We start from the raw sequence: 23,245 nt of genomic DNA on the forward strand, positions 1-23,245 counted from the left end.
ATGAAAAAGCGCCTCTCCGTTAGTTGGCTCCTGTTAGCCTGGCTCCTCACTGTACTGGATCCTTTGCCGTCCTGGGGACAGGAGCAGTCGTTCTCGCTGTCCCAGGCCATCCAGTTCGCCCTCCAGAACCGCCCCTCGCTTAAGACGCTCCGGAACCAGGAACAGATAGACAAAGCCAAAGTAGGCGAGGTACGCGCCATAGGGTTGCCACAGGTGAACGCCGGGGTAGATATCAGCAACAACTTCATCCAACAGAAGGCCATCGTGGATTTCAGCGCGTTTGGGGGCGGCGGGCAACTCAACAGCTTCACCATCACGCAGCAGCAACTCAACTCGGGGCAGGACATTGTGCTCACGCCTACCTATACCGTGCCCGAGGGAATGTCAGGCCCGCAGGCCATCACGTTTGTGCAGCCCTGGACGGGGGCGGCGGCACTCTCGGCCTCCCAGTTGCTCTTTGACGGTTCCTACCTCATTGGGCTGCGGGCAGCCTCTACCTATACCCAACTCTCAAAGAAAAACACCCAGCAGGGCGAGATTGAAACCGCTGAGCAGGTAAGCAAAGCCTATTACAGCGTGCTGGTGGCCGCGGAGCAGATCAAATTGCTGGACCAGAACCTCACCCGCCTAGACACGCTCTTGCGCCAGACCTCCATTATGAACCGAAACGGGTTTGTGGAGAAGCTGGACGTGGACCGCCTACACGTAAGCTATAACAATCTTAAGATAGACCGCGACAAAGCCCAGCGGCTGCTCACACTGGGAGAGCAACTGCTCAAGTTCCAGATGGGCTACCCCCAGGCCCAATCCATCCTGCTCACCGATCAGCTCAATGAGAACAGCCTGGTCACCGGCAAGCCCAAAATCAACTACAGCGCCTTTGCCTATACCAACCGCGTGGAATACTCCATCTTGGAAACCCAGCGCGACCTGGCCCTTTTGCAGCAGCGCAACATCAAATCTGGTTACTGGCCCCGGCTGCTGCTCAACGCCAACTACGGCTACAACGGCGTGGGAAAATCGGCCTCTAGTCTGCTGGATGTGCGCGCCGGAGCCAACAACACCACTACCCGCAACTGGTTTGATTTTGGGGTGGTGGGCGTGAGCCTGCAGGTACCCATCTTTGACGGCCTGCGCAAAAGCTATCAGGTGCAGCAATCCAGAATACAGTTGGAGAACGTGAAGCTGGGTTTTGAGCAGCTGCAACAGGCCATTGATTTAGAGTTGCGGCAAGCCGATGTCACGGTAGAGAATACCATGAGCGTGTTGCGGGCCCAGCGGGAGAACCTGCAGCTGGCCGAGGAGATTGCCCGCGTGGCGCGCATCAAGTACCAGGAAGGTGTAGGCTCCAACCTGGAAGTTATCACCGCCGAGACCGACCTGCGTGCCGCCCAGACCAGCTACTACAGCGCCCTCTATGACGCCCTCATTGCCCAGGTAGACGCTGACCGGGCCACTGGTGCCTTACTCCTGAAATAAACCCCACCCATGAACCTTTCATCTCTATCTTCTATGAAAATCTACCTCATCGCCGGCTTTATTTCCATGGCCCTGTTCGCCTCTGGCTGCGGGCAGAAAGAGAAAGACAAAGCCACCCAATTAGCCGAACTCAAGAAAGAGCAGGCCGCCCTGGCCAGCCAGATAACCCAACTGGAAACCGAACTGCAGAAAGAAGGCAAGGGCAGTGCGTCCAAAGTGGCCACCGTACCGGTATCGGTGGTGAAGGTGCAGCCCGAGACCTTCCGCCATTACCTGGAGGTGCAGGGCCGCGTGGACTTTGACCAGAACGTGATGGTAAGCCCCAAGGTGCCGGGCGTACTCACCAGCCTGCGCGTGGACCCCGGCAATCGGGTGAGCCGCGGCCAGACCCTGGCCACCATTGACGCTGGCCCGCTGGACCAGCAGATTGCCGCTCTGCGCCCCAATCTTGATTTGGCCCGCACAGTGTACCAGAAACAGAAGAACCTCTGGGACCAGCGCATCGGCACTGAGATCCAGTACCTGACCGCCAAAAACAACGTGGAGAGTTTGGAGCGTCAGTTGGCTGCCATGCAGGCCGCCCGGGCCCAGTACATCGTGAAAGCGCCTATTTCCGGTGAGGTGGACCAGGTAGTTCCCAAGTCAGGAGAGGCGGTGGCGCCCGGTATGGGCATCATCAGGCTGGTGAATGCCAGCAGCGGCAAGATTGTGGCGGAGGTCTCAGAAGCCTACGCGGCCAAGATCAAAAGGGGCGATGACGCGCTGGTGCTCTTCCCCGATCTGAATCGGGAGATCATGACCACGGTGCGCGTGGTGGGCAGCAACATCAATCCCAATAACCGATCATTCACTGTGGAATTGGGCGTGAAGCCTTCTGAACAGGGCAAGGTGAACCTGCGGCCCAACATGGTGGCGGTAGTACGCATCCAGGATTACGCCAAAGAGAATGCGCTCACCCTGCCGCTGGACATTGTGCAGAAGGATGAGCAGGGCAATTTTGTGTACGTGGTGGAGCAGAAAGGCAACCAGCGCGTGGCTGCGAAGCGCAACATTTCCACAGGTACTTCTTACGGCGGTAAAGTGGAAGTGCTCACGGGCCTCAATTCCAATGACCAGGTGATTAGTGCCGGAGCCCAGAACCTCAATGAGGGGCAGCCGGTGAGTTTCTAAGGCGTTTTTCCAAAAAGAGGCCCCAAACGCACCTCGGTGCCCAGGGTTTCCTAACCATGAACCAAATGGAACAGTCTCATAACATCAAGGAATTCAAGCCCACCAGTTGGGCCATTGATAACCGCACCAGTATCTACATCATTGCGTTCATCATCTCCATTGCGGGTATCCTTACCTATAACCGCCTGCAGAAAGAGAACTTCCCGGACATCGTGATCCCCACCATGATCGTGACCACGGTGTACCCCGGTACCTCGCCCTCAGACATGGAAAATCTGGTGACTCGGCCCATTGAGAAGCAGATCAAATCCCTGAACGGGGTCAAGAAGGTCACCTCTACCTCCATGCAGGACTTTGCCATGATCAACGTGGAGTTCAACACCGATGTAGACGTGGAGGTAGGCAAGCAGCGGGTGAAAGACGCCGTGGACAAAGCCAAAACCGATCTGCCCACCGATCTGCCCCAGGCGCCCAACGTGCAGGAAATCAGCTTCTCAGAGATGCCCATCATGTACGTGAACCTCTCGGGGAATTTCAGCGCTGAGAAACTGAAACAGTTCGCCGAGGACCTGCAGGACCGTATAGAGGCCCTGCCCGAGATCACCCGCGTGGACATTGTGGGCGCCCTGGAGCAGGAAGTGCAGGTGAATATGGACATGTATAAAATGCAGGTGGCCGGCGTCACGTTTGGTGACGTGGAGCGCGCCATCTTCACCGAGAACATGACCATTTCCGGAGGCACCGTGCGGGTTGGTGACATGAAAAGGGCCGTGCGCGTAGTAGGTCAGTACACCGATCCGGCCATCATCGGGGATATTGTGGTGAAGTCTCTTAACGGGGGTAACATCTACCTGCGGGACATCGCGCAGGTCACCGATACCTTTGAGGAGCGTGAAAGCTTCGCCCGTCTGGACAATGACCCGGTGATCACGCTCAACATTGTAAAGCGCAGCGGCGAAAACCTCATTGAGGCCTCAGACAAGATCAACGCCATCATCAAAGAGGCGCACGGCACCACCTTGCCCCAGAACCTGAAGATCACCGTCACCGGTGACCAGAGCAACAAGACCCGCCACACCCTCAATGACCTCATCAACACCATCATCATCGGGTTCATCCTGGTGACCTTGATTCTGATGTTTTTCATGGGTACCACCAACGCCTTATTTGTGGGCTTATCGGTGCCGATCTCCATGTTCATCGCCTTCCTGATCATGCCCATGATTGGGTTCTCGCTGAACATGATTGTGCTCTTCTCGTTCCTGCTGGCGCTGGGGATTGTGGTGGATGATGCCATTGTGGTGATTGAGAACACACACCGCATTTTCCACCAGACCAACTGGAGTATTGCCAAATCTGCGAAGATGGCGGCTGGCGAAGTATTCCTGCCCGTGCTGGCCGGGACGCTCACTACGGTGGCGCCGTTCCTGCCGCTGGCCTTCTGGCCCGGCATTGTGGGCGAGTTTATGTTCTACCTGCCTATTACGCTCATCCTCACGCTGATGGCCTCGCTGCTGGTAGCCTTTATCTTCAACCCGGTTTTTGCTGTATCCTTCATGAACCGTGACCATGATCCGGAGAAACAGAGAAAGTCCTTTAGGTTATCTATGATTATCATGGCTGGGGTGGCGCTGCTGAGTTATGCGGTAGGCTGGGCAGGGGTTGGCAACCTGGTGGTAGTGCTCATAGTGTTTGTGGTTTTAAACAAGTATGTCTTCACCGGCTGGATAAATGGTTTCCAGGGTCGGGTGCTACCCGCCTTTATGAGTAGGTATGAGGGTTTGCTGCGCTGGATGCTGGTGGGCCGCCGGCCTTACAAGGTGGTGGCCGCGGTAGTCGGTCTGCTGGTATTCTCCTTTGTGGTCACCGCTATCAGGGTCCCTAAAGTAGTGTTCTTTCCGCAGGGTGACCCTAACTTTATTTACACCTACATCCGGATGCCGGTGGGTACCGACCAGGTGGTGACGGATTCTATCACCAAGGTAGTGGAGAGTAGGGTGTTCAAGGTGGTGGGCCAGAATAACCCCAACGTAGAGTCTGTGATCTCTAACGTGGCGGTGGGCGCCGGTGACCCCATGGCCGGGGGGCAGCAGGCGGAGTCTAACCGGGGGCGGGTAACGGTGGCCTTTGTGGAGTACCAGTACCGCGAGCCGGGCGTAAGAACCTCTAAGTACCTTGATGACATCCGGGAGGCGGTGAAAGGCATTCCCGGCGCCGAGATCACCGTGGAGCAGGAGCAGAACGGTCCGCCGGTGGGCAAACCCATTCTGGTGGAGGTAGCCGGCGAGGATTTCGCTGGCCTCATCAAGGTCTCCAAAGACGTGCAGCGCTACCTTGATTCCCTGCAGATTGCCGGCGTGGAGGACCTGCGTACCGATCTGGAAGATAAGAACCCCGAGATCACCGTGGAGATTGACCGCGTGCGGGCCAACCGCGAAGGCCTGAGCACCGCCCAGATAGGTTCCGAACTCCGGACAGCTATCTTCGGGAAAGAGGCTTCCAAGTTCAAGAAGGATGAAGACGAGTATCCTATCCAGATCAGGTTGGCTGAGCAGTACCGCAAAAACATTGACCAGCTCATGGGTATGGTGCTCACGTTCAGAGATGCCGCGGGCATGGTGCGCCAGGTACCGGTATCGGCGGTAGCCACCATCAGATATTCCACCACGTACGGCGGCATCAAACGCAAGAACCTGAAGCGGGTGATCTCGCTTTCCTCCAACGTGCTGGGCGGCTACAACCCCAATGAGGTGGTGGGCAATATCCAGACGGCCCTGGACCGGTTCCCTACGCCCGAGGGGTACGAGATACGAATGGGTGGCGAGCAGGAAGACCAGAAAGAAACTATGGATTTCCTTTCCCTGGCGGGTATTGCTTCCATGGGCCTCATCTTCCTTGTGCTGGTGACGCAGTTTAATTCGGTTTCCAAATCCCTCATTATTTTATCAGAAGTTATCTTCTCTGTAATAGGGGTATTGTTGGGTTTCTCTGTCTTTAATATGGATATGTCAATAGTGATGACCGGGATTGGGATTATTGCCCTGGCCGGGATTGTGGTAAAGAACGGGATTCTGCTGGTTGAATTCACGGATGTGCTGAAAGGGGAGGGAATGGAGCTGAAGGAGGCGATTGTGATGGCCGGCAAAACGCGTCTGAGTCCGGTGGTGCTGACCGCTACCGCCACCATTCTAGGTTTGATTCCCCTGGCCATTGGTCTCAACTTCAACTTCTTCACGCTCTTTACGGAGTTGGAACCGCACTTTTTCCTGGGCGGCGAGAACGTGACTTTCTGGGGACCCCTGGCCTGGACCATCATTTTTGGTTTAAGCTTTGCTACGTTCCTTACCCTGTTGGTAGTGCCTATGATGTACCTGATCAATGAGAAAATCAAAAGCAAGGTACTTCCCAAACGCCGCGAGAAAGAAGCGGTTCTGGTAGGCTGATTTGTTTGAAAAAGGACCCTTTAAATTTTTACCTATATGATTACCGCCCATATCCCCGCTGTTACCCGCAAAGTCGTTAGAATCATTAGCAAGACCAAGGAGATAAAGCCCTCCCGCCTCCGGGCCTCCGCAAACCTGAACAAGGAGTTTGGTTTTGACACTGTAGATGTAGTGGACATTATCCTAGAGCTAGAGAAACGCTTCAAGATCGTGATCCCCGATGAAGTACCGCTCAACACCGTTGGTGACTTTGTAGACTATGTCTCCAGCCACACCATGCGACAGGCAAGTTAATCCCTTTATTAAAGTGCTCATTTTTTGACTTGGAAAGGCAGAGGGATTATCCTTCTGTCTTTCTTCATTTATAAAGGTTTTGGAAGGTTTTGCGGCTGTTTTGAAGAAACCGGGTGTAAAACAGTTTCCAAGCACATGGTTCCATTTGTTAGAACATAGTCTCCCTTTGAACGTGAAGGGATGACTTCTTCTGGTGATCCTTCTTCTCTCATCCCTGATTCAAGTTTTCAACTTGGACCTATCATGGTCTGCAGTTTGCAACTGCAATGAGGCGTGAGCCTCAAGTTCGCATTTTTCTGTGCATAGCCGGGATTCTCCACTTGAGGATTGCCCAAACGAGAGTTTGAGGCAGCGAGCGGCGCTCTAAAGAGAGCTGTTTACACCTGCCGGTTTTCTTGCAGATCCTTTAAAGAGCAGTTACTTCCTATTTCCTTCCTTACCAAGCCTCATTGCTGCAGATGCGCTCTGCGGGCGTTTGTCACTTTTCTCCTTGATGAGAAAAGTAACCAAAAGAATCAAGAAGCCTCAAACCCGCTGACGCTCGGACAGTGAGGCTTCATTCAAGGTACCACCTGGCTAAAGCTATCTGTTACATAGTCCATGCAGGCCACTACCAAATGAACAGTTCATCCGTGCGCCAGTCCGGGCCTCGGCCTCACTGTAGGCCTTCGCCCCGGCCCGCCGCAGGAGACAGATGGTTATGTTGTCTGCTCGGATTACCTAATTATGTAGAGACCAGGCACCGCCTTGTCTCCAATGGGTCCTCCGTAATCACCGGCAGCTACCGGAAATAACCATCGCTTACTGAAAGGGCGCCCACAAGAGATGCCCCTACATTATCCTCGTCTTTCTCCTCCCTGCCTCGCCCATCCTGCCCGCCGTTGTTGGTGTTATCACCAACAACCGGAAATATGGCTCAGCCGCCTTCTGACGCATTGCAAAATTCCCCTCCTCGGAGGGGCAGGGGTTGGTTGTGTTTCGAAGCTATTTTCAAAGAAACAGCCCAAAATCGGCTGCATTCCCAATTCGCAAATGGGTGTGCTCCAAAACGACTCAGAACTCAGGACTCAAGACTCAGAACTCCTTCAAAAAACCTCCAGGCGATAGGCCTTAAGTTGTTTGTCCAGTCCGCGGGCGTCGCCGCTGATTTTGTCCAGGAGGGCCCAGAAGCGGGGGCCGTGGTTCTTTTCTACGGTGTGGGCCAGCTCGTGAAGGATCACGTAATCGCAGAGGTGCTCGGGGAGGCGCATGAGGTGCAGGTTCAGGTTGATGTTGTTCGTGTGGGAGCAGCTGCCCCAGCGGGTCCTGGCGTTTTTGATGGTCACCTGCTGGAAAGAGAACCCAAGCTGCCGGGCGAAATGCGCCACGCGCTGGGGCAGATAGCGCTTGGCTTCCAACCGAAGGGTGTATTCCACGGCGTTTTTGATGTAGTCCTGCACATCTGCATGTTGCCAATCTATCTGCTCTGGGTACCACACGTACAGCACGCCGTCTTTGATGCGGCTTTTACAGTGGGGCAAGGGATGGGGCAGCAGGAGCAATTGGTGGAACCGGGTCCTGAACTCCACCTCAGGGGAGAACAGCGTTTTCTTGTTCTGTTGCAGTTCCTGAGAAGACAGATGCTTTCTGATCCAGGGGGCTTTCTCCTGCACGAAGGCCTCGGCCTGGGCCAGCGTGGCGCGCTTGGGTAAGGTCACCCGCACGCCTTTGCCGGGTCTTATGCTGATTCTAACGTATTTGGCCGTGGCGCTGGGAACAAACTGCACAAGGCCTATGGTATCAATCTCCTTCTCCAGAATCCCCGATGCAAGGGTGGGGCTGCTTTTCTTCCTCTCCATATCCTGGCAAAGATACGGCTTACGCAGGTAAATCAAGAAGCGTTTTCACCAGGCCTGAAAGCAACGGCATAAAAAAAGCGTCTCCGCAGAGACGCTTTCCAAATCATGTATCAATCCAAAAAGATTAACTGAGCAAAGCCAAATCAAGGTCTCTCACTAACGATTCACTCAATCAATCCTTCATTCAATCTCTCATTCTCACCCCTAGCGGATGTTGCCGCCGTGGTCTGTATCATAGCTGTTGCTGCTGGGCACGCGGGTGCTGTCTGTGGTAGAAGCCCTTACCTCGGGTTCGCCGTAGCCGGAGGGCACGCCGTGGTCGGTGGGGGCTGCGTCATGGGTGGCCGTTGGGTCTATCTCCTGGATGGGGGTGCCTTCCACGGAGTGTAGGCTGGTCACCGGAATATCATGGTGCTGGTTAGGGATAACGCCTCCGGTAGAGCCCTGTGAGCCCGAGGAGTTGTTGCCCATCTGCATGTTGCCTTCGCCGTAACTCTGGTTCTGCTGCGAAGCTGAGGAGCCTATGCCGGAGTTGGAAGGAGCTGACAGGCGGCTGCTGCCGTACTGGCCGGGCGCTTCGTTCTCGTACTTAGGCGTGTGGGCAGATGGGTCTGTGTTAGCGGTGGCAGGCACAATGGCGCTACTTTCATGGGTTCTGCCGTTGGCAACTTCCCAGGCCAGGAACTTGTCCATCTCGGTTTTGATGCTGGTCATAAACCAGGCCAGCAACGTCACATCATCCAGGAGACCAATGATCGGAATCCAGTCTGGGACCATGTCAATTGGCGACAGGAAGTAGATGAGCACGGCCACACCCATCACGATGGTGTTTTTAGGGATGCCGTGGTACTCCCCGCTCACCGATGCCTTGATCAGGCGCGATAAAGTGGTCACGCTCTCCACCGCCTCAGACGCAATCGTCCCGAAGTCCTTTTTCTCGGCCGCCTTCTGGTAGGCATCGTTCAGGAGGGTCTTTATGCGCAGCGGTTGCTTGAGGTATTCTTCGGCCTTGTGCAGAAATCGCTTGAAGGCGGAGGACTTGTGTACATCGTTGGGGTTATCGGTTTGGTTTTCCATATGGTTTTTGACGTTTGAGTAACAGGTGTAAAGGTCAGCGCCTCATTTCCGCATCGGCAAGTAACAAAAAAGAAAGAAGATCAGGTAAGAAGTTAAATGGGGCCGGTGCGTATGATGGCTTGTAACACTTTCTATACTTGTTTTAAGGGTAAATAGTTAGAAACGTCGATGGATAACAAGCTGATTTATGGGCTGTTTTTACATAAACAAGGCAGAAGCAGGAACACAAAAAAGCGCCTGCCCTGTAGAACAGAGCAGACGCTTTTGATATGCTTAAAGCTGCAGCAGATTAGATAGGTCTGCCGGCGGCGTAAAAGTTTCTCTTGTAGTAAGGAGACATAAGGGAGTTGATCATTACCCCACCATTAGAGGCGGCATGGATGAATTTGCCGTCTTCCAGGTAAATGCCTACGTGATAGATGGGTTGGCCGGGTCCGCGGCGGAAGAAAACCAGGTCGCCGGTTTCAAGGGCGTTTTTGGAGACTCTGCTCACTTCATGGAACATGGAGCGTGAGCTGTGGGTAAGCGTGATGCCGTACACTTGCTTGTAGACTTTGCTTACAAACCCAGAGCAGTCTGTGCCGCGTTGGGTGTTTCCGCCGGAGCGGTAAGGGGTGCCAATCCAGTCAGCCACGGTTTCCAGCAGGGCTTTGTCTTCGTCGTAATCTAACTTAAGACCTAGAGATTGGGAGTAGTAGTTGTAGAAAAGAGAGTCTTTGAAAGTGAGACTTTTCTCTTTGGTTACCCCGCTGAGCGGATCGTTAGAACTGAAATTGTTGTGTTCCAGCGCCCATTCCTGGATTTGTTCTGATGGGGTGACCGATAAAGATTCTTCAGAGTAGTTGTTGGCTGAAGAAGGTTGCACTTCATAAAAGAAGGACAGAAACGCAGAGCCTAAGGCTAGTGCAGACAGAATGTAACTTTTCATCATCTGTTTTAATGGTGAAACATCGGGTGGTACCGGCTGCAGCAGAGACCACCTCGCGGCTCTTCCAACTGTCAGCGTCAGAGACGCTTAAAAACAAGAAGAAAGCCCTTTTACAGAAAGTATGCTATTTTCCAACATACTCTCATTATTTCAAAGGTAAATATGAAACCTTTTAAAACCAAACTCGTTTAAAGCCGGATTTATTGTGTGGGAATTGTAAAGAAGGGAAAACGATGCAAGAATGCAGCTTTAAAAGCTTGTCTGCCGTATAATTTGGCAAAAAAGAAAGATGAAGCCCCTGGAAAATAATTTGAAAATTATTGAGAACTCACCTCTGGCGCGGTTTGCCCGCTGGAAGTTGAAGGGCACCAACGTGGCGATGGTACTGGGCAAAACTATACACTTGAGCGGAGTTTCCAAAGAAAATTTTTTACAAGACAGTGCCTGGGTGGCGCATGAGCTGTGCCATGTGCGTCAGTTTCAGGAGCATGGCTACCTTAGATTTCTCTGGCTGTACCTGGTAGAATCTATAAAAGTGGGCTACTATAATAATAAGTATGAGGTGGAGGCGCGCATGGCCGGGGTGAAACAGAATCTGCTGGCCAAGCAAAATCAGGCCCAGCCGCCTTCCGGAGCGGTTTAGGAACTTTCAGAACTTACCATAAAGAAGGGCTGCCGTTTAGGGCTTGTTTTCTGCAAAACAAACCCTAAACGGCAGCCCTTCTAAGTTTTTAGTATTCTTTGCCTTCTAGCTGTTATTGCGCCATTTAATGGTGCAGCCAATGGCTTTGGTGCTGTTTTGCGTCACGGCTTTGCCGGAGAGCAGATTGTCCACGGCAGCCTCTACGTAGCGTTTCTGTACTTTCTCTGGATCACCGGAGTTATCATCTATTGCGCCTATATAGGACACTTTCAAGTCCTGCCCAGATTTGGTGAGAATGTAGACGTGCGGCGTGCGGGTGGCGCCGTAGCGTTTGGCCACTTCCTGGGTCTCGTCATAGAGGTACACAAACGGGAATTTCTTATCGCTGGCGCGTTTCTGCATCTGGGCGTAAGAATCGTCTGGGGAGACTTTCACGTCATTGGGGTTGATGGCGATGACCGGGTAACCCTTGGCCGCATATTTCTTGTGCAGCTGAATGAGGCGGTCTTCGTAGAGCTTGGCGTAAGGGCAGGTATTGCAGGTGAAGGTCACAATAAAGCCTTTGGCCTCTTTCTGGTCGCGGAGACTCACCATCTGTCCGTTTACGTTCTTCAGTTTGAAGTCCGAGGCGGAGTCGCCCACCTGGTAACCGCCATCGGCGGCTTTGTAGGCGGAGGTTCCCAGCAGCGTGAACACGCTGAGGATCAAGAGTAAGTAGTAAGGTTTTTTCATAAGCGTAAGGTTTGTGGGAGACTAAGGGTTATTTGGGAATTTAGAGGTGATGTATTCCTGCAGCTGCGCCAGCGTAATGGGTTTCTCTATGAAAAACCGCTGCTTGCGGCCGTTGTTCACGAAAAGGGTAGCCGGGATGGCGCCGCTCCACGAAGGATCCACTACATCAATCCAGGCATTCTGGTCCGGCTCATCCAGCAGAAAGACGGTGCTCTGCAGCTTGTGCCTTGACACGAACGGCACCACCTTCTTCTCCAGGTCCTTGGCAAAGTCCATGCTCACCAGCACCACCTGAATTGGCTTGCCGGCACTCTGCTTCTGCAGGGCCTCAAAGTTGGGGAGTTCCTCAATGCAGGGTTTGCACCAGGTAGCCCAGAAGTTAATAACGTAAGTGGTGTCTGAGGTGGAGTTAAGGTATTTCTGCAGGTGCGGGAGCTTCACGCTGGCCACCTTTTGGGTCTGGGCCATAGCGTTTCCGGTCAGCAGTAAACTGAAGAGCAAAGCACTGAGACAAAGGATTCTCCGGGGGATCATAGAGACAGTGTATTTCATACCAATGTAACGATTCTGTTTATACCAAAGTACAACTATATAAGATTTTAACATATACGTAACTTATTACACATGTCACAGAAACTCACAGGAAAGAAAATAGCCATTCTGGTTGAAAACGGATTTGAGCAGGTAGAACTGGAAAAACCAAAAGCCGCCCTGGAAGAAGCCGGTGCCGAAACCCACATCATCTCCCCGCAATCAGGGAAAGTGAAGGCTTGGGCCATGACCGATTGGGGCCAGGAGTTCCCCGTGGACAAAGAACTCAAAAGCGCCGTAGCCTCTGACTATGACGCGTTGTTGCTGCCCGGCGGCGTCATGAACCCAGATTACCTCCGCGCCAACGAGCAGGCGGTGGCCTTTGTGCGCGCCTTCAATGACAACGGCAAACCCATCGCCGCCATCTGTCATGGCCCATGGACGTTGATTGAGGCGCAAGCCGTGCAGGGAAGAAAGTTGACCAGCTGGCCCTCGCTTAAAACCGACCTCACCAACGCCGGCGCCAACTGGGTAGACCAGGAGGTAGTCACAGACCAGGGCCTGGTGACCAGCCGCAAACCAGACGATATTCCCGCCTTCAACAAAAAGATGATTGAGGAGTTTGCCGAAGGAAAGCACGACCGGTCCTAAGTTCACCCAACTAAAAAACGAGAGCGCCGATGACATGATCATCGGCGCTCTCGTTTTAGGTCTGTTTTAGCTAAAATAATCCTAAAACAGGAACGGCTAAAAACGCAGAAGGTGCTTCCAAACGGGAGCACCTTCTGCGTTTAAAACCCTATAATTAACGCTTGTTAGAATCCTACGCCTAAATAGACCTGGAAGTTACCTGCTCTGATGTCATTGAGGGCACGGTTGGCGTTGGCCGAGTCAAATTTGCCCAGGTCCTCAAAGCTGCGGTAGTAACGTCCGCCCACTCTGAAGATAAACACCTTGGCCTCAATCCCGGCGGCGGCGCCGTAGTCAAAAGTGTTCAGACCTTCCTTGTCAATCTCCTTGTCGTTTTCCTTGGCGGTAAGCATCACGCCCACCTGCGGACCCGCATGGATGCTGATGTTGTCTGTAAGGCTGAGTACGCCCAAGACCGGCACATCAATGTAATCAAACTGTCTGTCGGCGTCATTGGCGTTCACCTCACGGCGGGTGTAAAGGGCCTCCGGCTGGATGGAGAACACCCGGCTCACGCTGAACTGGGAGTAAAAACCGGCGTGCCAGTTGGTAGAGGACTTGAGGTTGTCCAGCATGTCTTTGCCATCGCCCTGGAGCGAACTAAACAAGACCCCGCCTTTCACCCCGAAACCGCTGTTGGTGCGTTCTCCGCCGCCGGATTCCTCGTTGTGGTTGATGACGCCTCTGTTCAGTACGCGCTCCTGCGCCTGTGCCGCTTCAAAGAAAAATACACTTATTAACAGTAAACAAAGTTTTTTCATAGTAGGTAGTACATTTGGGATAGATAATAAACCCTTTCCGCAGAAACGGCTTGTTCCTCTTATACTATCTCTTGCCTATAATGTTGCAGACAAACATTCTGCGCCAAGACAATGTTGTCTCAGTAACCCAGAAGAGGTTGAAGAGGAATAATCCTAAAAACAGCTTGCCCAGAAATTATGCTTAAGATTGCCTGGTCCCCCGAGTACGCGCACCCGTTGCCGGAAAACCACCGGTTTCCCATGCTCAAATACGAGCTACTTCCGCAGCAGCTCCTCTACGAGGGCACCGTGACGCAGGAGAACTTTTTCCAGCCCACGCCTTTGCCCGAGGAGCGCATTGTGCGGGTGCATGAACCGGATTACTGGCGACGGCTGCACGGGTTGGAGCTCACCCCCTCCGAGATCAGGAAAACGGGTTTCCCGTTGTCTAAGGAGCTGGTGGCGCGGGAGGTCATGATCATGGGCGGCACGGTGATGGCCGCGGAGTTTGCGCTGGAATTCGGCATGGCCATGAACATTGCGGGTGGCACGCACCATGCCTTCACTGACCGGGGCGAGGGTTTCTGCCTCTTAAATGATAATGCATTGGCCGCCCAATACCTCTTGGACGAAGGCAAGGCGCAGAAGATCCTTATTGTGGATCTGGACGTGCACCAGGGCAACGGCACTGCCCAGATTTTCACTGATGAACTGCGTGTGTTCACCTTCAGTATGCACGGCGGCAACAACTACCCATTGCACAAAGAGAAATCTGACCTGGATGTACCCCTGCCCGATGGCATTGGCGATACCGAATACCTGAAGTTATTACGTGAGCATCTGCCCGTCCTCATGGAGCAGGTGAACCCTGATTTCGTGTTTTTCCAGAGCGGGGTAGACGTGCTGGCCTCTGACAAACTGGGCAAACTAGGGCTCACCCTGGCCGGCTGCAAAGAGCGCGACCGGTTGGTGCTGGAACTCTGCTACCAACGCAGGATTCCCGTTTGCGCCAGTATGGGCGGCGGCTACTCCACCCGCATCGCAGACATAGTGGAAGCCCACGCCAATACCTTCCGGCTGGCCCAGCAGATCTTCTTTTAAATGAGTATCAGGTAGCACGTATAATGTAGCAAGATTTTGTCCTGATACTTGATACATGCTACCTGATACGGTAAATCAAATACGGGTTTTAAGTTTGGTATCAGCGCCGCGGAGGAAGGGAAGGGAGCGTTTCAGCGCCAGGTAGATCACCGGCACCAGCAGGAGCACAAGCAGTAAGTAGATCATCACCTTCATGATTTCAAAAAACAGGCTGATGACCATGGCTGATAAAAGGATGGATGCCGCCAAAAGCAGCCAGAATTGAAGGGGTTGTTTTGAGGAACTTCGGCCCATGGGAAAAGTTTTGGTGAAACAATGTGCGGGGCCTCGCCGGTAAAGGTGGGCTTCCGCATTTAACAGGGATCATTCTTCGTGGTAACCGCTGCTTTTATGTTGCGGTAAATACGTATATCTTTCTCTGTTATAGTAAGTTACAAATTATTTTTTGTTTTGGTGCCGTTTTTCTGCAATCGGGCCAAAAAGAATCTGCCAGCGGAAGGCCCAGCGCCACCGCAACCGGTAGCTTTCAATACCTGCCTTGGCCAACGTGCGCTGCCAGTCTGCGCGGGAGAAAGCCCGCAGCACCGAGAGCGGCGCGTCATGCTTTACCAGATACGAGCGCGAGAACATTTGGGTAAGACTCTTGATGGAATAGTAAGCCAGCGGATGCCGGTGGATGTCATTGATGAGCACGGCCACGCGCACCTGGTCTTTCAGTTGGGCCAGGAGGGAGGCCAGTGCCGCCTCCGGGAAATGGTGCAGGAACAGGCTACAGATGACAATGTCAAACTCCTGCTGGGCAAACTCCGGGGAGAAGACATCGGCTTGGCGGTAAGTGATCTCTGGGTAGTCCTGGCTTAGGGCGGTGCTATACTGGAGCATAAAGGCGTTGGCATCTATGCCGGTCAGTTCTACCTGCAGGTTTTTACTCCGCGCCCAGCGGGCCACCATGCGCAGGGTATCACCGCCACCGCTGCCTAGATCGGCTATTCTAAGGGTGTTTTCGGGAAAAGAGGCCAGAAATGGATCCTTTATAACCTGATTTAGGCCGTTGCGCACCACGTCATGCCCGCCCAGCCAGACGTTGATGAACTCCAGTTCCTGCAGGTTCCGGCGCAGGTCATCATTGGCCAGCGACAGGTCATCCATCAGCTCCGGTTCCGTGGACCGCTCGCTAAACATAGTGTACTGAAAGCAACATGGATTCCAGGGTGAGTCCCGGCCCGAAGGCGAAGCTCAGGATGGGCGCCTCGTGGCGACCGGGCTGCAGTTCCTGCCACAGCGCCCGCAGCACGAACAGCACCGTAGCCGAGGACATGTTCCCGAACTGCCGCAGTACCTGATAAGCATGCCGGTTGTCTTTGGCGGTAAGGCCCAGCGCCTCTTCAATTACCTCCAGGATCTTGCGCCCGCCCGGATGGATGGCAAACAGCTCAACCTCCTCCAGCTTCAGGTTCAGCTTTTGAAGAAGAGACTGCGTCAATTGTCCGATGCCCTGTTTGATCAAGGCCGGCACGTAGGAGGAAAGCGTCATCTCAAACCCGAAATCGTGGATGTGCCAGGCCATGTCTTTGTGCCCCGAGGGCGCCAGATCGCAGTGAAACGCGTCCACGCGCAGCGAGAGCGGCGACAGCGGTTTAGGGCTCACCAACACGGCGGCCGCACCATCGGCGAAAAGGGAATTGGAGACCAAATGGTCGCTTTGCTGCTGTTTCTGGAAATGCAGGGTGCAGAGTTCGGTGCAGACGATAAGCACACGGGCGTGGGCATCGGCGCGGCAGATGGTATCGGCTACCTTAAGGGCGTTGAAGGCTGCGTAACAACCCATAAAGTAGATGCAGGTACGCTGCACCTGGCTAGGTAAGCCAAGCGCCTCTACCAATTCAATGTCCAGGCCGGGGGCGTACATGCCCGTGCAACTCACCGTAATGAGGTGGGTGATCTGGCTAACGTCTATGTCCGGAACCTGGGCCAGGCACTCCTCCGCGGCCGCCACTGAGAGCGGCAAAGCATTTTTGCGGTATTCCTGCATGCGGTCGCCCACGGTAGGGAAAGGCTCCAAGCCGGGCGTGTTGGGGTAGAACTCGTACTCGCCGTTCTGGCGGCCGTAGTCGGGGAGGGCGGTGTGGCGCTGGTCAATCCCCGATACCCGGTACAGGGCTTTGAGTTTGCGCGTATCATCCTGGTCCAGCTGAAGGGCCTCGGCCATAAAATCAGCAATCTGTTGCTGAGGAAAAGCATGCGGTGGATTTGCTGTGCCGATGGCGCAGAGGTAACTCTTCATATAATAAGTATAAGCAAAAAATGCGGCAAGATGTTTAAAGAGCCGGATTTGTTTTGCCGGGGCTCTGGGCAGAGGGGGAGTGATGCCCGCCATCCGGAACATACTCATAACCCCGGGTTGGGGTTTTGGCAAAAGAATAAAGCCCGCGAAAGTCCATTAAAAACATGCAAGCCTCCGACTGACAGGCAAGGTTGTTTCAGGTCGATTTTGTAGAAATCAGGCTTAAAGCAGGATGGTTAATGAATCGGTCGTTTCATCTTATGCATTTCAGGAGTTCACCTTATAGAAACTTCCTCCTCGGTCTGTCTCCTGACAGACCGAAATAGCAAGCTGAAAACTGGTTGTTGCTATGTTGGCCTGTCAGGGGACAGACCAAGGAAATGGTATCCGTTTCAGGGCAGTTTTTAGAAAATCAGGCCAAAAGCAGGATGGTCAATTCGAGACTGGAGAATTAAAAAGGCTTGCCGTGCGTGCGCCGCATGATGGCACCCACAGCGCCCGGAAGGTATTTGAGGCTGGTAACCGCCAACTCAGACAGAATAGGCTTCCCGAACAGGCGCTGCACCAGGCGGCCGGTCTGTAACCGGGCGCCAAACTGCCGCTGCCAGGCATTGGAGTAATTGTTTTCCAGTTGGGTTCTGGTTTGCTGGCCGTTCAGGAAGAGCAGCACCTGCTCAGACAGCAGTTTAGCCGAGTGGATGGCCATGGCCATGCCGTTGCCGCACAGCGGCGTGATGAGGCCGGCGGCGTCACCACTCATGAGCACGTGGTCTTCCAGGCAGGCTTTGGGCGCGAAGGAAATCTCGTTGATAACCTCGGGTTGGGGATACAGAAACTCGCTGTTTTGGAGCAGGTCGCGTAGCCAAGGGTTTTTGCCTAGTTCCTGGGCCTCCATCTGGGCTATTGTGCCGTGCTTTTTCAGGTTCTGGCGAGTAGTAAGGTAACAGAAACAGTACCGCTCCTCCTCAATCGCCGAGACTCCGGCGTATCCATCAGAGAAATTGTGCAGCGCAATGACGTGTTTGGGCAGTTGCGTACGGATGTGGTATTTGACCGCCAGGTATGGGGAGCGTTCCTCAAAGAAAGAGCGGTTCAGGCGGCGGTCCAGGGCACTGCGCTTACCGTACGCTCCAATGACCACCGGGGCCTGCAATTGCTCTCCGGAGGAAAGCGTGACGGTGAAATCATGTCCATCAAAAGCTACCTCGGTGGCGCTTACCCCTTGCCGGAACGTGACACCCTGCCGCTGGGCTAACTGGAAAAGGTGGTGGTCCAAAGTGTAACGGCTCACCCCAAATCCGCCCAGATCAAGCGGGGCTTGGAGCGTACGGCCGGTGGGGGAAGAAAGCAGGAAATGGGTTAAATGAGCAGGTTTCAATATCTCTACGTCCACGCCCAGACTCTGTAGAAAGGGGAGAACCTCGTTGGAAATATATTCGCCGCAAACCTTGTGGAAGGGAAACCTTTTCTTCTCTACCAGTGTCACCTCTACGCCCTGGCCCGATAGTTGCAAAGCATTCACCAAACCGGCTAATCCTCCTCCAATGACAATGACTTTGCGGGTAACCATAGGTGCTGGTAAGATGTTGCTTTTATGCTATAATTGTTATTTAAAACAACTCATTTACGTATTTGTTCAGTATAAAATACAAAACCAAGTGTACTCCTTGATCGTTAACAAGTTATAAGTTGATAGATCAATTTAGCATTAAGGCTTAAAGAAAACCCATGAAACACTTTATACTCTTATTTTTTATTTGTCTCACCTTCTTTGACACCTCGGCCCAGGTTAGGACCCGGCCACTGCCAACAGAACAGAAGAGTGAGGCAAAGGTAGACGTAGAAGACCAGTCTATGTCTGTGTACCCCAACCCCAGCACCGGTGTGATTACCATCTCCCTGGCAGGCTTTGAAGGCAAAAAGACCGATCTCCGGATCATGAATGTTATTGGCAACGTGGTGTACCGCGAAGTAATACAAGACCCGGACACCCATTACATGAAAGTGTTAGACCTGAACAAACTGTCTAAAGGATTGTACTACGTAAAACTGGAGGCTCCTGCCTACAGCGAGGTAAGGAAGGTAATTTTGAAGTAACATTCAGCCCCAATAAGTGAAAGGCAAAACCAATGGTTTTGCCTTTTTTATTTGCCATTAACCCACTGAGACGCAAAGGAAAACAATAATTTGCCTTTTGCTTTATGCAGGCAGAAAATGGCCATCCCTTACCGCATACCCAGGCAGAATCAGTTCTTGGTTCAAATGCTCATTGAGGTTAATTCTTTTTGGCTGGTGTAAGGCTAATTTGCTTGTAATAAAGGGAATGACAAAGATTCAGGAATTATACGGAATTGTAAGTGGGAATTACCCGTAAGCACGGTTTGGCCATTTGTACCTTAAACCAAGCCTTTTATTCTTTGTTCTATTTGCCAAAAGATGCACCAGTTTTGTCACAGCCGTAGAAAAGAAGCGGATTTATTTTTTTGATACTTCTAAAAAGAACCTGATTAAGTAGTGGATTCTAGGTGACAGGTAGGTGAAGATGTGCTTTGATCATTCATTAACTCTTGCAAACAGATAATCTCTTATTTGTGGTGCAATTGAATTAGCCTGAAAAGAATTATTGGAATAAATAAAGCAAGGCGTCAAAAATCCAAATAAGACGCTGCAAGTAAACAGGATTCTCAGGATAGGAATGTGACCACGCCATAGGCCGGGTGGGAAGAAAGAAAAGGAGAGTGGCCTCGCCGGGAATCGAACCCAGATCTAAAGTTTAGGAAACTTCTATTCTATCCGTTGAACTACGGGGCCATCTAATGCAGTGCTGCATTGGTCTATTTGCAAAAGTAAAGCAAAATTAATATCAAGAAAATTTTAAAGCCACTAAATCTAACGCACCAACCATTTTTGTTTTCTCTTTTCCTGCCTTAATGAAACAAGTGCCAGGGCTTGTACCAGTAGATCTGGTCTGTGGAACAAGTTTAATTAATGTTTGAAAAGAAAATATTCAGAATAAAGGCAATAATTACCAGAGTAATTCATTTAATAAGAAACAAATTGCGTAGAGGAATTCGTAGTGTAATTTAGTGGGAACAATTGGCAGCTTTTCGCTGAAGAATCAACGTTATTTATATATTTGCATAGATTTCAATCTATAACAACCTAATTACTATGAGAGATCAACTTAAAAGCAAGCTTGACAAGATGCAAATGGAGGTAATCCGCGATTGCCAAAATGTTGAAGATGTTCAATTGATGCTAGGTATTTTCAGCCAAATGAATGAGGCTTTGAATCAAATTCCAGATTCTTTGAACAAGCCTAAAGGCGCAAAAAGAGGCCGTAAGCCAAAAAGCGCAGACGCTAATTCCTAATAAGGATCTAGGGTTTATTTAGAGGAGTGAGGGAGACCATAGACATGGCCCGTCACTCCTTTTTTGTTTTTGGTTGGTTTTTATTTAAACAGGGCAAAAAGCGCCGGTGGGTTAATTTGATCCATGCGAATTAAAAACCGGCGGCCTGAGTATTCTGTGCTGGTTGGGCAAGAAATAACTGTATTTGTTTACGGAATGCATCAGCGCGGGAGACTCTGCAAAAAGGGGCATTAGGCCTCTCCTGGCCACAGTCTGGACTGTAAGCTGCCGGTATTGGAAAAGGCTGGGGAAAGAAGTTGAGGAAAATTTTCAACAACTGCGCCGGAAAGGCAAATGAAGAGGCCATATTCACGTATATGTGGCGTTGGAAGGTAACCCAACAAGCAGATGAACTGGTTGAGATTTCAACTGAACGGCTTCTGACTTAGAATTTATCCATGGAGTCAACAGTAACCAATATTTCATTAGCGCCCCATGAAGCGGATGACACGCAGCCGGCACTGCTGTTCATCCCTGATATAAGCGGCTTCACCCGGTTCATGCATGAAAACGGGGTGCAGTACAGCCGTAACCTTATCGCTGATTTGCTGGAGATCATCATTGAGGCCAACATCCTCAACATGGAAGTCTGCGAGATCCAAGGAGATGCCATCCTGTTCTATAAAATTGGCGAGGCCCCGGCCATTGACCAGATCGTGAGCCAGTGCAAGCAGATTTTCCTGGATTTCCAGAACTACCTGCGCATCATGGAGCGCAATGACATCCTGTCCAGCCCCAAACTCTCTGAGAACAAACTTACCCTGAAGGTAGTGGTGCATTACGGGCGCATCAGTGTGACCCAGATAAGGGACCATATCAAACTCATGGGCACTGATGTGATCCTGGCTCACCGCCTGCTCAAAAACAGCATAGAGGGCTCAGAATACGTGCTCCTGACCGAGGGTTACCTCAACACCCAGGACCCCGAGGCGGTGGCGCACAATTTTGCCTGGTCCCAGCTAAAAGACGGCATGAACAGCTATGAGCATGTGGGGGAGATCCGCTACAAATACGCCTTTCTTACCCCGTTGCGCCTGCTGGTCACCGACCCTGAGGCCGAGCACACCGACAAGCAGTACCCCAACACCTTTTCCCTGCGGGACTATATCAAGGCTCCCGCCGAGCTGGTGCTGCGGGTGATCCAGAATTACCGGCTCAAACCCAAATGGATGCACCGGGTGAAAAGCGCGCGCTTTGACACCAAAAAAGTAAACCGCATTGGCACCAACTACTTCTGCGAGATGGAGAAGGGCGGTTCCATTGAGATGCAGACCCTGCAGAGCCGCGTCACACCCGAGAAAATAGAGGTCATTGAGAAAATGGCCAACTTCAAGATGTTTCCCAACTCCCTTATTTTTTACCACCTGTACCAGGAAGAGGGAAGAACCCTGCTCACCCTGGAATTCCACTACAGCCGGGTATCGGTGGGTGATTACTTCTATGACAACTTCGGGCGCAAGCAGATCAAGGGCTTCATGAAGGCTTCGCTGCTGCAGTTGAAGCACCTTTGTGAGCAGCTGCACCAAAATCGGCAGAAATAAAGGAGAAGATAAGCCTGTAAAGCAGAAGGGGCTGCCGTTTCTACAACGGCAGCCCCTTCTGCTTTGTGTCTTTCTGGATATCCTATCTGGAGATGGCGATCACAAAAGACAGCACCGTTAAGATAATGCCTATCATGAAAATGGTGTAGGAGATACGCAGCAGGCGGTACTTGTTCTTGAGCACGTCTCCCAGGTAGTAGATATCGGTGATCATGTTGTTGTAGAGCGCGTTTTTGTCACGCATGATGTCATGCATGCCGTTCTGGAAATCTTCCAGCGGGATTTTGGTGAAGTTCCCGAAAAACAGCAGGTTAATGCGACGGCTGGTGAGTTTATCGGGCCGCAGGCGGAAACTGGTTACCTCGGGCTGCGCCGAGATGATAGCCGAGATCACCGATGCCAGAGTAGTAGCCAACAGAATGCCCACCGGAATCATAAGGATAGGGTTACGCGTGAACTCAGCGCCAATGATGGAGGACTTGGTGCCCAGGTACGTGATAATGATGGACATGATAATGGCGTTGAGGCTGATCATCATGTTGGCCTTGTTATCTGCGATCGCACTCAGGCTGATGTGGTTGTCATAGGTGCTCTTGAACATGGTCTCAATACCCCGTTTGGGCTGGGCCAGGTCTTCGCGGTTCTTCTTCTCCTTTTTCTTTTTCTTTTTAGCCAGTTCTTTCTGGTGGTTGCGCTGCTCCTGTATATTCTTGCTGAGCTGTTTGGAGAACTTGGCCTGCGCCGGCTGGGTCCGGAAAGAGACGGAAAGCAGGAAGTCCAGCTGGAACTGCGCCCACTCTAGGTCAGAGAAAGTGCGGTCCTGGAAAATCTCCCACTCCACACGCAGGAGCTCGGCGGTGGCAAAGAAAGTTTCCTTCCCAATATTGGCGATGTCAGCGTCCACCAGGAGGTCTTCCAGCAGGTGGTGCGTCGTCTGGCCCTGTTTGGTGGCCATAATGCAGGTGTTCACCTGCGCGATTTTTTCAGGGGGGTATTTCTCTCCTTGAAGAAAGGCGGTGGCAATCTCTACGCTTTCCTCTTCATGATTCTCATAGGTGCTGATATAACCCGTGTCATGGAACCAGGCGGCCAGCATAAGAATCTCCATTTCCTCTGGGTGCAAGTTGCACCCCTGGGCCAGCTCCCTGGCCTCTTTTACCACCTCAAACGTGTGTTTGTAGTTGTGGTAAACCAATTTCTTAGATAGTTTCTCTTTGAAAAGCGTGAACACGTAGTTGCCAGCTTTCCGGATGAGATCTTCGTTTTCCATAAAGATAGGTGAGAGCGATATTGCCCGTAGCACTTGTCTAAAGCAGCAAAAGGGCTGCTTTCAATAGAGTTGA

The 23,245-nt window shown here is 52.2% G+C and carries 21 protein-coding genes and 1 tRNA gene; 10 read left to right on the forward strand and 12 right to left on the reverse strand.

Going from position 1 to position 23,245, the window contains the following annotated elements; genetic code table 11:
- From J3P35_RS04815 to J3P35_RS04830, 4 genes are all read left to right on the forward strand, one after another.
- Positions 1–1,479, forward strand: coding sequence for a TolC family protein (locus tag J3P35_RS04815; protein WP_210463224.1), 1,479 nt, complete (start codon positions 1–3; stop codon positions 1,477–1,479).
- Positions 1,480–1,488: 9 nt separating this feature from the next.
- Positions 1,489–2,649, forward strand: a complete 1,161-nt coding sequence (locus J3P35_RS04820) for an efflux RND transporter periplasmic adaptor subunit (RefSeq protein ID WP_246849951.1) — start codon at positions 1,489–1,491, stop codon at positions 2,647–2,649.
- A gap of 65 nt (positions 2,650–2,714) precedes the next feature.
- Positions 2,715–6,092 (forward strand): efflux RND transporter permease subunit, encoded by a 3,378-nt coding sequence (locus tag J3P35_RS04825; RefSeq protein ID WP_246849953.1) that lies wholly within the window; start codon positions 2,715–2,717, stop codon positions 6,090–6,092.
- 36 nt (positions 6,093–6,128) lie between these two features.
- Positions 6,129–6,386 (forward strand): acyl carrier protein, encoded by a 258-nt coding sequence (locus J3P35_RS04830; RefSeq protein WP_210463225.1) that lies wholly within the window; start codon positions 6,129–6,131, stop codon positions 6,384–6,386.
- A 1,085-nt stretch (positions 6,387–7,471) separates the two neighbouring features.
- On the opposite strand, the gene J3P35_RS04835 is transcribed toward J3P35_RS04830, so the two are convergent.
- The 3 genes from J3P35_RS04835 to J3P35_RS04845 all read right to left on the reverse strand — a co-directional run bounded on the left by J3P35_RS04835 (position 7,472) and on the right by J3P35_RS04845 (position 10,232).
- The gene (locus J3P35_RS04835; protein WP_210463226.1) at positions 7,472–8,224 is read right to left on the reverse strand and encodes a M48 family metallopeptidase; all 753 of its coding nucleotides are present in this window, start codon (positions 8,222–8,224) and stop codon (positions 7,472–7,474) included.
- A gap of 204 nt (positions 8,225–8,428) precedes the next feature.
- A complete protein-coding gene (locus J3P35_RS04840) occupies positions 8,429–9,301 on the reverse strand; it encodes a YkvA family protein (RefSeq protein ID WP_210463227.1) in 873 nt (290 codons plus the stop codon).
- Between the two features lie 289 nt (positions 9,302–9,590).
- Positions 9,591–10,232, reverse strand: coding sequence for a C40 family peptidase (locus J3P35_RS04845; protein WP_210463228.1), 642 nt, complete (start codon positions 10,230–10,232; stop codon positions 9,591–9,593).
- A gap of 286 nt (positions 10,233–10,518) precedes the next feature.
- On the opposite strand from J3P35_RS04845, the gene J3P35_RS04850 reads away from it, so the two are divergent.
- Positions 10,519–10,872 (forward strand): hypothetical protein, encoded by a 354-nt coding sequence (locus J3P35_RS04850; RefSeq protein ID WP_210463229.1) that lies wholly within the window; start codon positions 10,519–10,521, stop codon positions 10,870–10,872.
- A 105-nt stretch (positions 10,873–10,977) separates the two neighbouring features.
- Here the strand turns inward: J3P35_RS04850 and J3P35_RS04855 are convergent, their stop codons facing one another.
- Both J3P35_RS04855 and J3P35_RS04860 read right to left on the reverse strand, forming a co-directional pair.
- Positions 10,978–11,604: a thioredoxin family protein gene (locus J3P35_RS04855; protein WP_210463230.1), complete on the reverse strand. Its 627-nt coding sequence runs from the start codon at positions 11,602–11,604 to the stop codon at positions 10,978–10,980.
- A gap of 21 nt (positions 11,605–11,625) precedes the next feature.
- A complete protein-coding gene (locus tag J3P35_RS04860; RefSeq protein WP_246849955.1) occupies positions 11,626–12,072 on the reverse strand; it encodes a TlpA family protein disulfide reductase in 447 nt (148 codons plus the stop codon).
- A gap of 156 nt (positions 12,073–12,228) precedes the next feature.
- Here J3P35_RS04860 and J3P35_RS04865 point away from each other — a divergent pair, with 156 nt between their 5' ends.
- Entirely contained in the window at positions 12,229–12,786 is a 558-nt protein-coding gene (locus tag J3P35_RS04865) for a type 1 glutamine amidotransferase domain-containing protein (protein WP_210463232.1), read from the forward strand.
- A 164-nt stretch (positions 12,787–12,950) separates the two neighbouring features.
- On the opposite strand, the gene J3P35_RS04870 is transcribed toward J3P35_RS04865, so the two are convergent.
- Complete coding sequence (locus J3P35_RS04870; protein WP_210463233.1) at positions 12,951–13,586, reverse strand: porin family protein; 636 nt, start codon at positions 13,584–13,586, stop codon at positions 12,951–12,953.
- A 177-nt stretch (positions 13,587–13,763) separates the two neighbouring features.
- Between J3P35_RS04870 and J3P35_RS04875 the strand changes: the two genes are divergently transcribed.
- The gene (locus J3P35_RS04875) at positions 13,764–14,666 is read left to right on the forward strand and encodes a histone deacetylase family protein (RefSeq protein ID WP_210463234.1); all 903 of its coding nucleotides are present in this window, start codon (positions 13,764–13,766) and stop codon (positions 14,664–14,666) included.
- Between the two features lie 75 nt (positions 14,667–14,741).
- Here the strand turns inward: J3P35_RS04875 and J3P35_RS04880 are convergent, their stop codons facing one another.
- From J3P35_RS04880 to J3P35_RS04895, 4 genes are all read right to left on the reverse strand, one after another.
- Positions 14,742–14,960: a hypothetical protein gene (locus tag J3P35_RS04880; RefSeq protein WP_210463235.1), complete on the reverse strand. Its 219-nt coding sequence runs from the start codon at positions 14,958–14,960 to the stop codon at positions 14,742–14,744.
- A 144-nt stretch (positions 14,961–15,104) separates the two neighbouring features.
- Positions 15,105–15,848 carry a methyltransferase domain-containing protein gene (locus J3P35_RS04885; protein WP_246849957.1) on the reverse strand — a complete coding sequence of 248 codons (744 nt, stop codon included), beginning with the start codon at positions 15,846–15,848 and terminating at the stop codon, positions 15,105–15,107.
- Positions 15,841–16,950: a type III polyketide synthase gene (locus tag J3P35_RS04890; protein WP_210463236.1), complete on the reverse strand. Its 1,110-nt coding sequence runs from the start codon at positions 16,948–16,950 to the stop codon at positions 15,841–15,843. Before J3P35_RS04890 ends, J3P35_RS04885 begins: the two co-directional genes overlap by 8 nt.
- Before the next feature lie 451 nt (positions 16,951–17,401).
- A complete protein-coding gene (locus tag J3P35_RS04895; RefSeq protein ID WP_210463237.1) occupies positions 17,402–18,520 on the reverse strand; it encodes an NAD(P)/FAD-dependent oxidoreductase in 1,119 nt (372 codons plus the stop codon).
- A gap of 158 nt (positions 18,521–18,678) precedes the next feature.
- Between J3P35_RS04895 and J3P35_RS04900 the strand changes: the two genes are divergently transcribed.
- Positions 18,679–19,047 carry a T9SS type A sorting domain-containing protein gene (locus tag J3P35_RS04900; protein WP_210463238.1) on the forward strand — a complete coding sequence of 123 codons (369 nt, stop codon included), beginning with the start codon at positions 18,679–18,681 and terminating at the stop codon, positions 19,045–19,047.
- Positions 19,048–19,689: 642 nt separating this feature from the next.
- Here J3P35_RS04900 and J3P35_RS04905 read toward each other — a convergent pair.
- Positions 19,690–19,761: transfer RNA gene (locus tag J3P35_RS04905), tRNA-Arg, on the reverse strand.
- Positions 19,762–20,121: 360 nt separating this feature from the next.
- On the opposite strand from J3P35_RS04905, the gene J3P35_RS04910 reads away from it, so the two are divergent.
- Positions 20,122–20,322, forward strand: coding sequence for a hypothetical protein (locus J3P35_RS04910; RefSeq protein WP_149089523.1), 201 nt, complete (start codon positions 20,122–20,124; stop codon positions 20,320–20,322).
- A gap of 437 nt (positions 20,323–20,759) precedes the next feature.
- Entirely contained in the window at positions 20,760–21,902 is a 1,143-nt protein-coding gene (locus J3P35_RS04915; protein ID WP_210463239.1) for a DUF2652 domain-containing protein, read from the forward strand.
- Positions 21,903–21,984: 82 nt separating this feature from the next.
- On the opposite strand, the gene J3P35_RS04920 is transcribed toward J3P35_RS04915, so the two are convergent.
- Entirely contained in the window at positions 21,985–23,172 is a 1,188-nt protein-coding gene (locus J3P35_RS04920) for a Pycsar system effector family protein (protein ID WP_210463240.1), read from the reverse strand.
- Positions 23,173–23,245 lie beyond the last annotated feature (73 nt).

The sequence above is a fragment of the Rufibacter roseolus genome, assembly GCF_017916365.1.
Classification (GTDB): domain Bacteria; phylum Bacteroidota; class Bacteroidia; order Cytophagales; family Hymenobacteraceae; genus Nibribacter; species Nibribacter roseolus.